The sequence below is a fragment of the Arcobacter sp. genome, from assembly GCF_050300555.1.
In the GTDB taxonomy this organism is placed as follows: Bacteria; Campylobacterota; Campylobacteria; order Campylobacterales; family Arcobacteraceae; genus Arcobacter.
The window spans coordinates 12,369-26,736 of record NZ_JBNKXY010000002.1 but is presented as its reverse complement, the minus strand read 5'-3'; the positions used below and the strand labels follow the sequence as shown (position 1 = coordinate 26,736).

The following is a 14,368-nucleotide window of genomic DNA, read 5'->3' as shown; positions in this document are numbered from 1 at the left end:
TTTCCTTTATAAACGGGCAAAAGCCCGCTTAGATTTTTGTTAAAATGATAAACTTTGAGTTGAAGGAGCTAGCAGTGCACCAGCAACATCATTTGGAGTAACTATTTTTACCCCTTCTACTACATCTGCTTTTGTGATTTCGCCAAATTTAGCACACATACCACAAAGCATAACATAACCACCTTTTTTACTTAAAGCCACTAACATCTCTCTTACAGTTTTACCTGTTGGTCCAAAAGCCTCTTGTTTACCTTTTTTTAAAACAAGTTTGGTAGCTTCTGCTCCAACTAATACTGTAGTATTTACACCAGCCTCTTGAAAGGCATTGGCAACAGCTACTCCCATACCAGATACTTTAAGACTATCTGATGTAATTGTTACAAAAAGGTTTTTATACCCTTCTGAAGCGTATGTACCAACGCTTAAAAATAGCATTATAAATGCTGTGATAATTTTTTTGTTCAATCTCATTTTTGTCTCCTTTTTAGATTGTTTTGAAATTATAAAAGATGGCTTGGATTTTTTCTGTGATGTAAGTCACATAAAAAGATTTTTTTAAAGCTTACAATTACAAAAAAGGAGAATGATATGAAATATTTAATTTTAACTATTATGTTAGTAAGTAGTATAGTTGCAAATGATAAGTTGCGTCAAAGTGCTTTGTATTATGGTTTAAAAGCTGTTCCAAAAGACCTAGCTTCTTTACAAAAAGAGTTGGATTTGGACAAAGGTGAACTCTCTTTTGAAAAAGTTTCTTTGGGTAAAAAGCTATTTTATGACAAAAACTTATCTTTGGGTAGAGATATTAGTTGTGCAAGTTGCCATAACTTTCAAAAAGGTGGTGCAGATGGTTTATCAACTGCAATTGGACACAAAAATCAAGAAAACCCTTTTCATCTAAATACACCAACAGTTTTAAATACAGCTTTTTCAAAACAATACTTTTGGAATGGACGAAGTGATAGTTTACAAGACCAAGCCAAAGGACCTTTACAAGCAAAATTTGAGATGGCTATTACACCAAAATTGGCAGAACAAAGAATAAAAGAAAACAAAGCATATGAAAAGATGTTTTTAGATGCTTTTGGAACAAAAGAGATAAGTTTTGACAAAATAGCAAGTGCAATATCAAGTTATGAAAAAACTTTATTGACAAGAGGAAAATTTGATAGATTTTTAGACGGAGATTTAAAAGCTTTAAATAAAAAAGAGAAAGAGGGATTAAATCTTTTTATAACCAAAAGTTGCGTAGGTTGCCACAATGGTATAGGTTTGGGTGGACAAAATTTAAGACGATTTCCTTTGGTTCATCATAAAATTTGGAGCATGAAAACAATAGATGAAGTAAATAGTCTAAAGAAAAAATATAATGCCTTTTTAGTAAATTTAAATGAGAGTAAAAAATACTATAAAATGGAGTTTAATGATAATAAATCATTGATTGCTTTTTTAGAAAAAAGTTTTGGTAAAGAGGATTTAAAACTTTTAAGAGAGGGATTTTTTCATCTATATCCAGAGCAAATCGCATATAAAGAGATAGTTTCAAAAGCATGTATTTCATGCCACGATAAAAGAAATAATGAAGTAGATAGAGATAAACTTGCAAAAATAGTTTTTCCTTTTGAAAATAAAGGTGGCTTTTTAGGGAAAGATGACCCTCAAAGATATTTTAGAGTTCCTTTGCTTAGAAATGTGGTAAAAACAAATCCATACTTTCATAATGGAGGGATAAAAAAACTTGAAGAGGCTATAAAAATTATGGTACAACATCAACATAGAACAAAAATCACGGATGATGAAGTTGAAAAACTTGTTGCCTTTTTAAAAGCAGTAGATGGAGAGTTTGTGGAGTATGTGAGGGAGTAAAAGTGATATATAAAAAATTAAATATGTAAGTAGTATAATTTATAAAAAGGAATAGGATGGAAATATCAGAAACTCATAAGACTACTTTGGAAACTTTTTTAAGTGGATTTTCATACAGTGATGAATCAAATATATATCAAAATGAAACTAGAGTAAAAGTTGAAAGAGAATCTCTTCCTATTCCACAGCTTATATTTTTTTTGTTAAACAAAGTAATGGAATATAAATTAGGATATAGACACGATAAAATGCATTGGATTTTGTATTTTTCTTATAATAATACAAAATGTGCTGTTGCTTTAGAAAAGTTTGGGTTAAGATTTTATCTTGAGAATAAAGATAACTATGAAAATATAATTAAAAAAATCAATAAAGCTGTTAATTATATTGAGACAAAAATATTACAAGATTATGCAAAAGAACAAATGCAAAATGGTAATTTAACAATTTCAAATCATTTTAATATGTTGTCAAATATGTATTATCATTTCAAAGAAGAAGCAAATAAAATTTATGGCAAAAAAGAACCTGATTTTAATATTGATGATATGTCAGGCTTTTTAAATACTATGATGACAAAAAACAATACAGGATTTTATAATACTTTTTCCATGATAGAAGCTTACTTTAGCCGTTTTGAACATTTTTTAGCTTATTGTTTATTTTTTAATACAGATAGAACAATTAATATTTATGATTTTTATAAAAAAGATTTTTCTGAAAAATTTAAGATTATATTTCCAATAAATATTCATAAAAATAAACTATTTTACGATGAAATCAATATTATAAAAGAAAAATATAGAAATACATTTTCTCATGGTATGTTTAGTAAAAATGGTGAACCATTTTATTTTCAACTTGAAAATGCTGGTATGATACCTGCAAACCTATCAAAATTTAAAGATAGTCCACACTTTAATTTTGTACCTACTGATGAGATTAAATATGAAGAGATATGCGAGCAATTTGATAAGATAGATAATTGGCTTGAATTTGAATCTTCTCGGTTTGCATGGAAATATGCAGAAAGTGGATTGCCATTATCATTTTCAAATGAATTTTTTAATAAATTGTCTCCATATCTTAAGGAAATTGAAGACTTTCAAGAGTTTATTCAATCTGAACAAATGTACAGTGATATGATTGAAAATGCAGACTATTAAACATCATATTTTTTAGCTGTATAACCCTGTAAAAAACAGGGTTATAAAAATCATTTCTCCAATGGATAAATAGAATCCACTTCTACAATAGTATCATAAGGTAAACCAACCTTTTCATGTACTCTAAAAACAGCCTCTTTATCTTTTGCCATATTAAAGCAATATGCTTTACCTTCATCATTTGCCACATGGGTTTTGATAGAAACAACCCCTTCTTCTAAACAAGCTTTTGCATAAGCTTGATAAAAAGCATCCAAATCACTTTGACTTATCCCTTCTGGAAAAGTACCATTTTTTGAATCGTGTGTATCCATAAAGTATTTCACAATATCTCCTTTGATTTAAGTTAATAAAAGATTATCAAAGAAGATAAAAACAGTATGTGATGTAAATCACACAGGAAGTAATTTTAGGTAGGTTATCTCACTACTTGCACCTAATCTCATAGGTGGTCCCCAAAATCCTGTACCTTTGTTTACATAGATTTGGGTTTTTTCATTGTGTTGATGTAGTCCTTTTATGTATGGTTGCGCAAGTCTTACTAACAAATTAAATGGAACTATTTGTCCTCCATGGGTATGACCACTTAAAACCAAGTCCACATTTTGATTATCAAGTTCAGTGATATATTTTGGTTGATGGGCTAATAAAACAGTAGGTGAGTCTTGAATATCTTTCAAAGCTTTCTTTATATCTGGCTCAAACTTTTCTGCTTTATATCCAAAGATATCATAAACACCAGCCAAGTTAAAACCACTGTTTTCTTCTCCAATATATACACTTTCATTTTCTAAAACTTTGATATTTATAGATTTTATATAAGCAAGTATTTTTTCTATTTCATGAAAATATTCGTGATTACCTACTATAAAATATGTACCATATTTAGATTTTAAATTTTTAAGTTCATCTACTGCATCTTTTACATAATTTATATCAGTATCTATTAAATCACCTGTTATTACGACTACATCAGCATTTAGTTTATTTACTTTATAAACAATATTTTTAATAAAATCATGGTCGATTAATCCACCTATATGAACATCACTTAATTGAACTATAGTGTATGGTTTTTTTAGTTTAGGGATTTTTACACGTATATTTTCTACATATGATTCTTTTGCATTATATATTGCTTTTGTAGTTATTGATGTTGCAAAAGCTAAAGAGCCTAAATCAATGGATTTTTTTAAGAAGTCTCTTCGGTTTTCATTTTTACTTATTTTTGGAAGATGTGAAATTATTTCATAAATCAGTGTCGTACAAAAAAGTAAAAAGATAACTCCTATGGGAAGGGAGAGTAAAAAGTATATTTCATTTGGTACGGAGATTAAATATCTTGATGCCATATAGGCTATTACACCAAATAAGTTGACCAATAAAAATATGTTTAAAATATGTTTTGATTTTTTGGAAATAGCTAATTTATTGATAAATCTTTTTGAAATAAAAAGGCTCAACAAAGCCATCACAAGTATAAAAATTGTGGCAAATATTATAAATCTCATGGTGGGATTATACAAAAGCAGTTTTAATTAGAAATTAATGATTTTCTATAATTTCTAATTTTGTGCTTTTGTCTTGTTTATCCCTTTATTTAAGTTCATCCTCTTATTTAGTAATAACAGGTAGGGGTCCAAAATAGCCTGTATAGGCTCTTGTTTCTCTAACATCAGATGCTTTTGATGGCATATCTTCTTCTTTTGTAAGGGCATCACCTTCACCATAAGGGTGTTGAATAACTGTCATAAGGTATCCATGTCCACCAATGTTGTTATAGTAATATGGAGATGTAGTTTCACTTCCATAAGGAGTAGTTAGGATTCTTGTTAATTTTTTATCTTCTAAGTTATATGACCAAATAAAATCATTTTGGTGACCAGAACCACTATCTTCACCAATAATTAGTGTTTTAGTATTTGGAATATATGTAATATTATCTGGGTTTGCTAATGAATCTAAAGAACAAGTATTTCCTTCAACACTCTTATTTGGTCTTCCTTCTACTAAAGAGTACATAAAGTTTGGCACAAATTTTGATTCAATTTTTGAACCATTTAAATCATGTGCATTTGAAAAAGATAACATATTTAAACCATATACAGCACCACAGGCATTATATTTTAGTCTAATATCATTGTTTCCACCACCATCATATTTTAGATTTTCTTTACCTTTTTTTGCACTATCTTCCATACCATAAGCTATTGCTGACATTGAAAGATAAAGGATATTATCATTTGAGTTATATGTAATACCTTCCATTTTTCTAAATTCAGTTGTGGCACCTTTTATTGCAGCATATCTTCTTGATTCTAATCTTGAAGCAACTTCATCCATCCCATCTTTTACTTTTAAACATTCATGCCCCATAGTTGTATTAATAGAGGTAAATGAACTAGGGCAACTCATCTCTTCATTTGCTTTAGCTGATTCAAAAATATCTTTAAATGTAAGTTTTTTATTCAATGCTTTTTTGATTTGAGTATTTGAAGAATGCCCTAAATTAACCCATTTTAAATCAGCACTTCCTGCCCCTTTATTACTTCTTTGTTCCCATTTTGTAGCATATAGTGTACCTGAACTTAAATCTCTTTTTTTATCTGCTACAAACATAAATAATCCTACATTTGTTCCATCATCAGATAAAAATACAGTTTTTTCATCCGGCATTACATAGGATAGTTCATGGGCAAATCTTCCCATTGCATAATGTTTAGTAACATTTACATCACCCTTTTCGTTTAGGATTTTTATTTCTGGAGTCCATCCATAGTCATATGGGTTAAGTGCTTGTAAATTACCCTCATAATAATCTGCCATTTGGTCATAATAATCGTTGATTGATCCATTTGCTTTTACTTTTGCAGCATTTGGCTCATACTCTTCACTTCCAAGATGAGAACTCCAAGGTGTAACAGAACCTGCACATGGAACCCATAGTCCGTTTACACTAGAAAAATCTATATTTTTAGTGCTTATTGGTTTTAAATATCCATCTTTACTTTGTTCTAATTCTGTTAAATACATAGCAGCAGGTCTTGTTTCAAAGTGAGAAATCATAAATAATTTATCACCAACAGGGATTAGTGAGCTAAAATCGTTTGAGTTTGATATTTTAACGGCACCATCTTTTTCATAAATTGGTTGACCGTTAACATCAAAAATCATCCCATAAATTCCATCACCAACTTTATCACCAGATCTTAAAATTGTATTGAAACCTATTTTTTTAGTTTTACCATCTAAAGTTACAGCAGAAGTTGGTCTAACTCTTCTTTTTTCATAATCTTTTGTAGGAACAGATACTTCACTAAAAGCCAATTTATGAGAAGGCTTAACCTCTTGTTTGCTAACTTCATTTTTTGTACAACCAGAGAAAACAGTTGCGGCAACAACAATAGAAAGAGTAAATACTTTTTTATTCATAGGGAGAGCTCCTTTTTATAATTTATAAAAAGGAGTATAGATTTAAAAAATTACAAATGAGTTACGATTGGGTTAAATTACTTATAGTTTGTTTTATGGCAACTATTAAATTATCGATTTCTTCTATTGTTTGAGAATAGTGAATAGAGACTCTTATCCAACCTGGTTTTTTATCAAGCTCATCTTTATCGTTAAAGTTTAATAAATCATGTCCATATGGTCCAGCACATGAACACCCAGCTCTGGTTTGAATCCCATTATCGGTTGATATTTTTTCACAGATTTTATAGGGATCTAAATCTTTTATATTAAAAGATACTATTCCTATATTGTATGATCTTTGATTTCCATAGATGATTATATTTGGTACTTTTTTTAATTCATTTAAAAAATATGACAATAACTCATCTTTTCTTTTTAAAATAAAATCAAAACCAATTTCATTTCTTAATTGGTAAGCAAGACTTGCTTTTATAACTTGGATAATTCCAGGTGTTCCAGCTGTTTCCCTTGCTCTTAAATCATTTTCATACTCAACTGTAGTTTTATTTACATAAGTAACAGTTCCTCCTCCTGCAAAGGTTGGAGATAAGCCAGGGTCAATTAAATCTTTTTTTATAATTAGAAGTCCACAAGAGCCTGGCCCTCCTAAAAGTTTGTGAGGAGATAAATACATGACATCAAAATAATTACAGTCAATATTCATATATGATGATGAAGCAGCTGCATCTAAACAAACTTTGGCATTATATTTTCTTAATATTTTAGAAATATCCTTATAACAAGTTACTATTCCAGTTACATTTGAAGCTATACAAAATGAGCCAATTAGTTCTCTATTTTGGTTTTGTTTTAAAACTTCTTCAAGTTCTTCTAAATCTACTAAGCCCTCATTTGTAAGTCCAATTCTTATAGTCTCACACATGGCTTCTCTGTAGCTTATTTCATTTGAGTGATGTTCATAAGGTCCTACTATTACAAGGGGAAGTTTTGATTTATCAATATCTATATTTAATCTTTTTTTAGTAGCAGGAGGAATATAAAGTCCCAATAACTCTTGAAATCTTTTAATTGCAGCAGTTGAACCACAACCACTAGGTATGATTTCAAAGTCATCATTTAATTCTAAAGATGTTTTTAGATTATCTAAGGCTTGCTCATAGTAATTATGTGTTTGATTAGCCATACCTGATTCTTTTGAGTGGGTATTAGCATAGGTTGTTAACATGTCATAAATACGATTTTCAATAGGTCTAAAAGCAAGACCTGATGCGGTATAGTCAAAGTAAGCACTTTTGTGCTTACCTATTGTTCCATACTTTATGAATTGAAGTTTTTCTGTATGTTGATTAATGAAGGGACGAAATAAATTCTTCGTCATTTATTCTCTCTTTTAAAAATTTATGTAGATTTTTTTCACCACTATCGATGTATTTTTGAATAATATTTTCAACTATACTTTCAGCTTCTTCTGGTAAAAACTTGATTTTTGTTTTTTCACCAAATGATGATTCGCTACCTTCTAAATTACCACCAATAATTAGTTCAAATCCTGGAACAGTAATTCCTTCTTTATTTTTAACTTTTAAACCAAGTAATCCTATATCTACAATATGTGGATGTGCACAAGAGTTTGGACAACCATTTACTGAAATAGATACAGTCTCTTCAAAATCAGGAAACTTTTTCTCTAAATGGCTTGCAAGTTCTATGGCTTTGTTTTTAGTTTCTGAAATTGCAAATTTACAAAAGTTTAATCCTGTACAAGAAATAGTTCTTGCTTTAAATGGACTTGGTTTATAATCAACTCCAATAGTTGTTAGTTCATCAGCCAAAGCTTGTGCATGTTTTGTTGGAACATCTTTTACTACAAAGTTTTGAGTTGTAGTTGTTTTAATTGTTGTTGCACCATGTTTTTCTAAAATATTTGCTAAATCTTCTAATCCCTGTGCTCCAATATGACCACCATTTATTGCACATCCAATATATGATCTCTCTTTTTCTTTTGAATCTTGGATTCCAAAGTGTTGTCTTCTAGCATATGGAGTATAAGATACCGTTTTTTCTTCTTTAAACGTTATTTTTGATCTATTTTCAACTTCTTCTTTGAATTTTTCTATTCCCCACTCATCTATTAAGTGACCAAGTCGTGCTTTTCTTCTATTTTCTCTAAGTCCATGGTCTCTATATATTGTACTAACAGCTTTTACAATTGGTAAAATTTGAGAAGGCGTAACAAATCCAATGTGTTTTGCAATTTGTTTGTTTGAAGCTAATCCTCCACCAACACTTACATCAAAAAGTATTTTTTCAGTACAATCACAAACAACAGCAGTAAATGATAAATCTTGTATTTCATGTCCCATACAATGTTTGTGACAACCACTTATTCCTATTTTATATTTTCTAGGAAGATTTGATAGGTTTTTGTTTCCTCGTAAGTAATCATTTACTTTATCAACTATTGGTCTAACATCATAAATTTCATCATGCTCTATTCCTGATACTGGACAAGTTATAACATTTCTTGGAACATCTCCCGCTGCAAAAACAGTTGATAATCCAACTTCATTTAATCTTCTAAAAATTTCAGGTAAATCTTTTACTTGAATGTAGTGAAATTGGATATCTTGTCTAGTTGTAAAATCAGCAGTCCCTCTTGCATACTCTTTAGAAAGTGCAGATACTTCTCTCATTTGTTCTAGATTCATAGCTCCATGTTCAAGTTTTACTCTTAACATAAAGTACAAAGTTTCATCAGATTCATCTTGAAGATTTCTATTTTGAGTATATAAACCATACCATTTAAATCTATCAATATCTTCTGGATTTATCTTCTCACCTAAAACAGCATAAAGATATATATCTTTTAATACATCTAGTCCATTTTTTTCTTTTTTTATTCTCTCTACTCTTTGAGCTGCAGTCTCTTTTTCCATCGTGCTATCCTAAAATTTCTTTACATCCCCATTCTGGGTAATTTTTTCTTATATATTCATTAAGCTCAACCTCGGCTTGAGTATATTTTTTTATTTTTTCTTCTTTGTTTGTAGTTTCATCTTTAACAGAAGATACAATCATACCTGCACCTACAGTTGAATTTGTATATCTATCTATGATAATAAAACTTCCTGTATGTCTATTTTCATTATATGGGTCAACTGCAATTTGTCTATCCAAAGATAGAGTACATTTCGCAATATCATTTAGCTCTAAAGTCTCTGCTGACATCTCTTTAAAGCTGTTGATATCTTTTTTATACTCAATAGACTTAAATGTTCCATTAATAACAGAAGTTGCTCTTTTAATAATATAGTTTCCATTTAGTTCTAGTGGTTTTTCATCCATCCAAACAACCATAACACTAAGTTTATTTGATACTTGTGGTATAGAGTTTGATTTTACTATCATATCACCCCTTGAGATATCTATTTCATCTTTTAGTGTAATAGTTGTAGCCATAGGAGCAAATGCTGTTTCCATTGTTTCAACAGTTTCATCTTTTCCAATTGGTCTTAAATCTTTAATATCATTTGATACTATTGATTTTACAATTGATGTTTTTCTAGAAGGTAGTACTGTGATTTCATCACCAACAGAAATTTTACCACTTGCAATTGTTCCACTAAATCCTCTAAAGTTAAGATGAGGTCGATTAACATATTGAACAGGTAATCTAAAGTCATCATTTTCATCTTTATGGATAGATATAGTATCTAGCAATTCCATAAGAGGAAGACCTTTATACCAAGAACATTTTGGCGAAATTGTTAGAATATTATCACCATCTAGTGCAGAGATTGGAATATACTCAAAATTAATATCAGTATTATGTGGAAGATTAGGAATAATCTCTTGATAATCTTTTTTTATCTCTTCAAATCTTTTCTGGCTAAAGTCAACTAAATCCATTTTATTTATTGCAACAATAAGGTTTTTGATACCTAAAAGTGAAGCTATGAAAGAGTGTCTTTTTGTTTGTGTTAAAACACCTTGTCTCGCATCAATTAAGATAATCGCCACATCAGCTGTACTAGCACCTGTTGCCATGTTTCTTGTATATTGTTCATGTCCTGGAGTATCTGCTATGATAAATTTTCTTTTTTCTGTTGAGAAGAATCTATAAGCAACATCGATAGTAATACCTTGTTCTCGCTCACTTGCTAGTCCATCAACTAAAAGTGCTAAGTCAATCTTATCCCCAGTAGTTCCACTTTTTTTACTATCTTTTTCTATTGCTGCTAATTGGTCTTCAAAAATCATCTTTGAATCATAAAGTAATCTTCCAATTAGAGTACTTTTCCCATCATCAACAGACCCACAAGTTATAAATCTTAATATCTCTTTGTTTTCATGTTCTTTTAAATATTGCTCAATATTTTCAGCTATCAAATCTGATTGGTGTGCCATCTTAAAAATACCCCTCTTGTTTTTTCTTCTCCATTGATGCTTCACCATCACTATCTATCAATCTTCCTTGTCTTTCACTTGTTGTACAAATCAACATCTCTTGAATAATTTCAGGTAATGTTGTTGCCTCACTATTTACTGCACCAGTTAATGGATAACAACCAAGTGTTCTAAATCTAACTTTCTCTTTTTTAGCAGTTTTTCTAAGCTCTTCTGGCATTCTTTCATCATCAACCATGATTTTTGTACCCATATATTCTACCACTTCTCTCTCTTTTGAGAAGTATAAATCAGGAATAGGTATCTCTTCTAAATAGATATATTGCCAAATATCAAGCTCTGTCCAATTTGATATTGGGAAAACTCTAATAGACTCACCTTTTGTGTGTCTTCCATTATAAATATTCCAAAGTTCTGGTCTTTGGTTTTTTGGATCCCATCTATGGTTTTCATCTCTAAAAGAGTAAATTCTCTCTTTTGCTCTACTCTTTTCTTCATCACGTCTAGCTCCACCAAAAACTGCATCAAATTTTTGGATATCAAGCATTTGTTTTAAACCTTCAGTTTTCATAATATCTGTATGTAAAGCAGAACCGTGTTTAAAAGGTGAAATATCCATCTCTTCACCTTTTGGGTTAGAGTAAACTATAAGTTCCATTCCAACTTCTTTTGCTCGTCTATCTCTAAACTCAATCATCTCTTTAAACTTCCATTTTGTATCAACGTGTACTAAAGGAAGTGGTGGAGGGGCTGGATAAAAAGCTTTTTGTAAAATGTGTAACATTACAGAAGAATCTTTTCCAACAGAATAAAGCATTGCTGGGTTTTGAAATTCTGCAATTACCTCTCTCATAATATGAATTGATTCAGCTTCAAGTTGTTTTAGATGTGTTAATCTCTCTTTACTAATCATTATTTTCCTTTTAAATAGTTCCTCTTTAAAAGGGAACCTTTTTCATATTTATCTACTTTTTAGCAGGATTTATAAAAAATCCTTAAAAGTAGCCTGAATTTATTCTCTCTTCGAGAAAAACTAAAGAGCTTTGAGAACAAAGCTTTAAGTTTCTTATTTTGCGTGTAATCCACACTCTTTATGTTCTGGGTTCTCCCACCACCATCTTCCACTTCTAATATCTTCACCTTCTTTTACTGCTCTTGTACATGGAGCACATCCAATACTTGGATATCCTTGGTCGTGAAGTTTGTTATATGGAACTTTATTTGTTTTTATGAAGTTCCAAACATCTTCTTCACTCCAAGAAATAAGAGGATTTACTTTTATAACTTGAAAATTATCATCCCATTCAACCAATGGCATATCAACTCTTGTAACACTTTGAGATGCTCTAAGACCTGTAATCCAAACTTTTAGGGGTTTCAAAGCACGTTTAAGTGGTTCGATTTTTCTTATATTACAGCAAGCTTTTCTATTTTCAATAGATTCATAAAAACCATTGATTCCTTGGCTTTTATAAAGTTTTTCAACATCTTCACTTTTTGGAAAAAATACATTTACTTTTATATTATATTTTAAATTTGTATTATCCATTACACTATATGTTTCAATAGGAAGTCTCCCTGTATCTAGCGTAAAGATATTTGCATTTTGGTCAAATTTTAACATCATATGTGTTAAAACTTGGTCTTCTGCTCCAAAACTAGATGATAGTGCTGCATCATTTTTATATTCATTTAAAAAAAACTTTACAATTTCTTCAGCACTATTATCTTTTAATTTTTCATTTAATTCATTTACTTTTTCTAACACTTCAATTTTCCCTAAATTTGATAATCTGGTTCTTTAATTTTCCCAAAAGAGATTTTATTCCAAGCTCTCTCGTGAAAATAGTATAAAACCATTTTCGTAATAACTTCAATAGAACCAATAGAGGCAGCCATCACTAGGTTGCCTGTAATAAAATATGAGATAATCATTGTATCTAGTGTTCCTACTGTTCGCCACGAAATGGTTTTAGCTACAGATCTATAAGCTTTTTCTGCCATATTTTTATAAAATCCTATTCATCATCTAATTGATATAAAGGTGTACTTAAATATCTTTCACCTGTATCACAAAGAATAGTAACTATTGTTTTACCTTTGTTTTCTTCTCTTTGAGCAATTTGTGTAGATGCAAAAACATTTGCACCAGCACTAATACCAACTAATAATCCCTCATCTTTTGCTAAGTTTCTAGCTGTTTCCATTGCATCATCATTTGATACTTTTACAATTTCGTCATAAATTTTTGTATTTAATACAGCAGGAATAAATCCAGCTCCGATACCTTGGATTTTATGAGGTCCTGGGTTACCACCTGATAATACAGGAGAATCAGTAGGCTCAACAGCAACTACTTTTACATTTGGATTTTTAGCTTTTACAACTTCTGAAATACCTGTAATACTTCCACCTGTTCCAATTGCAATAACTAAAATATCAACTTTATCTTCTGTATCTCTTAAAATTTCTAAAGCAGTAGTTTTTCTATGAATATCAGGGTTTGCAGGGTTTGCAAATTGTTGTAATACAATAGAATTATCTAGTGCTTCACTTAATTCAGCAGCTTTTTCAACTGCACCTTTCATACCTTTTTCTGGTTCAGTTAATACAATTTGTGCCCCAAGAGCTTTTAAAAGTTTTCTTCTTTCAATACTCATAGATGATGGCATAGTAAGGATTAATTTAATTCCTTTTGCTGCACAAACAGAAGCCAATGCAATACCAGTATTTCCACTTGTAGGCTCAATTACAGTTGTACCTTTTACTATTTTTCCAGCTTTGATAGCATCTTCAATCATGTTAAATCCAATTCTATCTTTAACTGAATGTGAAGGATTCATAAATTCACATTTACCTAAAACAGTTGTTCCATTAACACTTGCTTTGTTTAATTTTACCAGTGGCGTATTTCCAATTAATTCTGTTACATTATTTGCATATTTCATCTTTTTCTCCTTTTAAATAGTTCCTCTTTAAAAGGGAACCTTTTCATATTTATCTACTTTTTAGCAGGATTTATAAAAAATCCTTAAAAGTAGCAAAACCTAAAGAGCTTTAAGAATAAAGCTTTACTTAAATACTATAGTGTAGATATTGATTATATTTATCTTGATACTGTTTTAAATCTTTCAGTGACAAGTTAAACAACTTTTTCGTTTTTTCTTTTGTTTCATCAAAAAATATATTTAAAATAGGATTATTACTCTTTGTATCAATGATTTTTATATCATCTTCTAAAGCAATAATGATATCTTTTATAAGTATATCTTTTGCATCTCTAGCTAACATGTAGCCACCTTTTGAGCCTCTAATACTTGTAACAAATCCAGCATGTCTTAGTTTTCCTAGAAGTTGTTCCAAATAGTTTTGAGGGATATCAGCACGAGCTGATATTTCTCTAATTTGCATTGGTTTGTTTTCTTCATTTTGAAGTAACTCGTGCATGGCAGCAAGTCCATACACACCTTTTGAAGAGATTAAAGGCATAATCT

The 14,368-nt window shown here is 30.1% G+C and carries 14 protein-coding genes; 2 read left to right on the top strand and 12 right to left on the bottom strand.

What is annotated here, in order from left to right:
- Positions 1-39 precede the first annotated feature (39 nt).
- Positions 40-471 carry a DsrE family protein gene (locus ACQY5W_RS01740; protein WP_428023213.1) on the bottom strand — a complete coding sequence of 144 codons (432 nt, stop codon included), beginning with the start codon at positions 469-471 and terminating at the stop codon, positions 40-42.
- Between the two features lie 117 nt (positions 472-588).
- Between ACQY5W_RS01740 and ACQY5W_RS01735 the strand changes: the two genes are divergently transcribed.
- Complete coding sequence (locus tag ACQY5W_RS01735) at positions 589-1,866, top strand: cytochrome-c peroxidase (RefSeq protein ID WP_428023212.1); 1,278 nt, start codon at positions 589-591, stop codon at positions 1,864-1,866.
- Positions 1,867-1,922: 56 nt separating this feature from the next.
- Entirely contained in the window at positions 1,923-3,032 is a 1,110-nt protein-coding gene (locus ACQY5W_RS01730) for a hypothetical protein (RefSeq protein WP_428023211.1), read from the top strand.
- Between the two features lie 50 nt (positions 3,033-3,082).
- Here the strand turns inward: ACQY5W_RS01730 and ACQY5W_RS01725 are convergent, their stop codons facing one another.
- The 11 genes from ACQY5W_RS01725 to ACQY5W_RS01675 form a co-directional block, all read right to left on the bottom strand.
- On the bottom strand, positions 3,083-3,358 hold the full coding sequence (locus ACQY5W_RS01725) for a DUF4242 domain-containing protein (RefSeq protein WP_428023210.1): 276 nt from the start codon (positions 3,356-3,358) through the stop codon (positions 3,083-3,085).
- Positions 3,359-3,424: 66 nt separating this feature from the next.
- On the bottom strand, positions 3,425-4,504 hold the full coding sequence (locus tag ACQY5W_RS01720) for a metallophosphoesterase (protein WP_428023433.1): 1,080 nt from the start codon (positions 4,502-4,504) through the stop codon (positions 3,425-3,427).
- A gap of 142 nt (positions 4,505-4,646) precedes the next feature.
- On the bottom strand, positions 4,647-6,464 hold the full coding sequence (locus ACQY5W_RS01715) for a PhoX family protein (RefSeq protein WP_428023209.1): 1,818 nt from the start codon (positions 6,462-6,464) through the stop codon (positions 4,647-4,649).
- 61 nt (positions 6,465-6,525) lie between these two features.
- Positions 6,526-7,845 (bottom strand): aminotransferase class V-fold PLP-dependent enzyme, encoded by a 1,320-nt coding sequence (locus ACQY5W_RS01710; protein WP_428023208.1) that lies wholly within the window; start codon positions 7,843-7,845, stop codon positions 6,526-6,528.
- Positions 7,814-9,403: a nitrite/sulfite reductase gene (locus ACQY5W_RS01705; RefSeq protein WP_428023207.1), complete on the bottom strand. Its 1,590-nt coding sequence runs from the start codon at positions 9,401-9,403 to the stop codon at positions 7,814-7,816. Before ACQY5W_RS01705 ends, ACQY5W_RS01710 begins: the two co-directional genes overlap by 32 nt.
- Positions 9,404-9,407: 4 nt before the next feature.
- Positions 9,408-10,874: a sulfate adenylyltransferase subunit CysN gene (gene cysN, locus ACQY5W_RS01700; RefSeq protein WP_428023206.1), complete on the bottom strand. Its 1,467-nt coding sequence runs from the start codon at positions 10,872-10,874 to the stop codon at positions 9,408-9,410.
- A 1-nt stretch (position 10,875) separates the two neighbouring features.
- Complete coding sequence (gene cysD, locus ACQY5W_RS01695) at positions 10,876-11,787, bottom strand: sulfate adenylyltransferase subunit CysD (protein WP_428023205.1); 912 nt, start codon at positions 11,785-11,787, stop codon at positions 10,876-10,878.
- Positions 11,788-11,940: 153 nt separating this feature from the next.
- Positions 11,941-12,648: a phosphoadenylyl-sulfate reductase gene (locus tag ACQY5W_RS01690; RefSeq protein WP_428023432.1), complete on the bottom strand. Its 708-nt coding sequence runs from the start codon at positions 12,646-12,648 to the stop codon at positions 11,941-11,943.
- Positions 12,649-12,653: 5 nt separating this feature from the next.
- Complete coding sequence (locus ACQY5W_RS01685) at positions 12,654-12,878, bottom strand: DUF2061 domain-containing protein (protein ID WP_428023204.1); 225 nt, start codon at positions 12,876-12,878, stop codon at positions 12,654-12,656.
- Positions 12,879-12,892: 14 nt separating this feature from the next.
- On the bottom strand, positions 12,893-13,822 hold the full coding sequence (gene cysK / locus ACQY5W_RS01680) for a cysteine synthase A (protein ID WP_428023203.1): 930 nt from the start codon (positions 13,820-13,822) through the stop codon (positions 12,893-12,895).
- A 127-nt stretch (positions 13,823-13,949) separates the two neighbouring features.
- A complete protein-coding gene (locus ACQY5W_RS01675; protein ID WP_428023202.1) occupies positions 13,950-14,363 on the bottom strand; it encodes an RrF2 family transcriptional regulator in 414 nt (137 codons plus the stop codon).
- Between the last annotated feature and the right edge of the window lie 5 nt (positions 14,364-14,368).

What these genes read in the sequence shown, in the direction of transcription:
- ACQY5W_RS01740 (WP_428023213.1), bottom strand. Translation starts at nt 471, where the DNA reads ATGAGATTGAACAAAAAAATTATCACAGCATTTATAATGCTATTTTTA.
- ACQY5W_RS01735 (WP_428023212.1), top strand. Translation starts at nt 589, where the DNA reads ATGAAATATTTAATTTTAACTATTATGTTAGTAAGTAGTATAGTTGCA.
- ACQY5W_RS01730 (WP_428023211.1), top strand. Translation starts at nt 1,923, where the DNA reads ATGGAAATATCAGAAACTCATAAGACTACTTTGGAAACTTTTTTAAGT.
- ACQY5W_RS01720 (WP_428023433.1), bottom strand. Translation starts at nt 4,504, where the DNA reads ATGGCTTTGTTGAGCCTTTTTATTTCAAAAAGATTTATCAATAAATTA.
- ACQY5W_RS01715 (WP_428023209.1), bottom strand. Translation starts at nt 6,464, where the DNA reads ATGAATAAAAAAGTATTTACTCTTTCTATTGTTGTTGCCGCAACTGTT.
- ACQY5W_RS01710 (WP_428023208.1), bottom strand. Translation starts at nt 7,845, where the DNA reads ATGACGAAGAATTTATTTCGTCCCTTCATTAATCAACATACAGAAAAA.
- ACQY5W_RS01705 (WP_428023207.1), bottom strand. Translation starts at nt 9,403, where the DNA reads ATGGAAAAAGAGACTGCAGCTCAAAGAGTAGAGAGAATAAAAAAAGAA.
- cysN (WP_428023206.1), bottom strand. Translation starts at nt 10,874, where the DNA reads ATGGCACACCAATCAGATTTGATAGCTGAAAATATTGAGCAATATTTA.
- cysD (WP_428023205.1), bottom strand. Translation starts at nt 11,787, where the DNA reads ATGATTAGTAAAGAGAGATTAACACATCTAAAACAACTTGAAGCTGAA.
- ACQY5W_RS01685 (WP_428023204.1), bottom strand. Translation starts at nt 12,878, where the DNA reads ATGGCAGAAAAAGCTTATAGATCTGTAGCTAAAACCATTTCGTGGCGA.
- cysK (WP_428023203.1), bottom strand. Translation starts at nt 13,822, where the DNA reads ATGAAATATGCAAATAATGTAACAGAATTAATTGGAAATACGCCACTG.
- ACQY5W_RS01675 (WP_428023202.1), bottom strand. Translation starts at nt 14,363, where the DNA reads ATGCCTTTAATCTCTTCAAAAGGTGTGTATGGACTTGCTGCCATGCAC.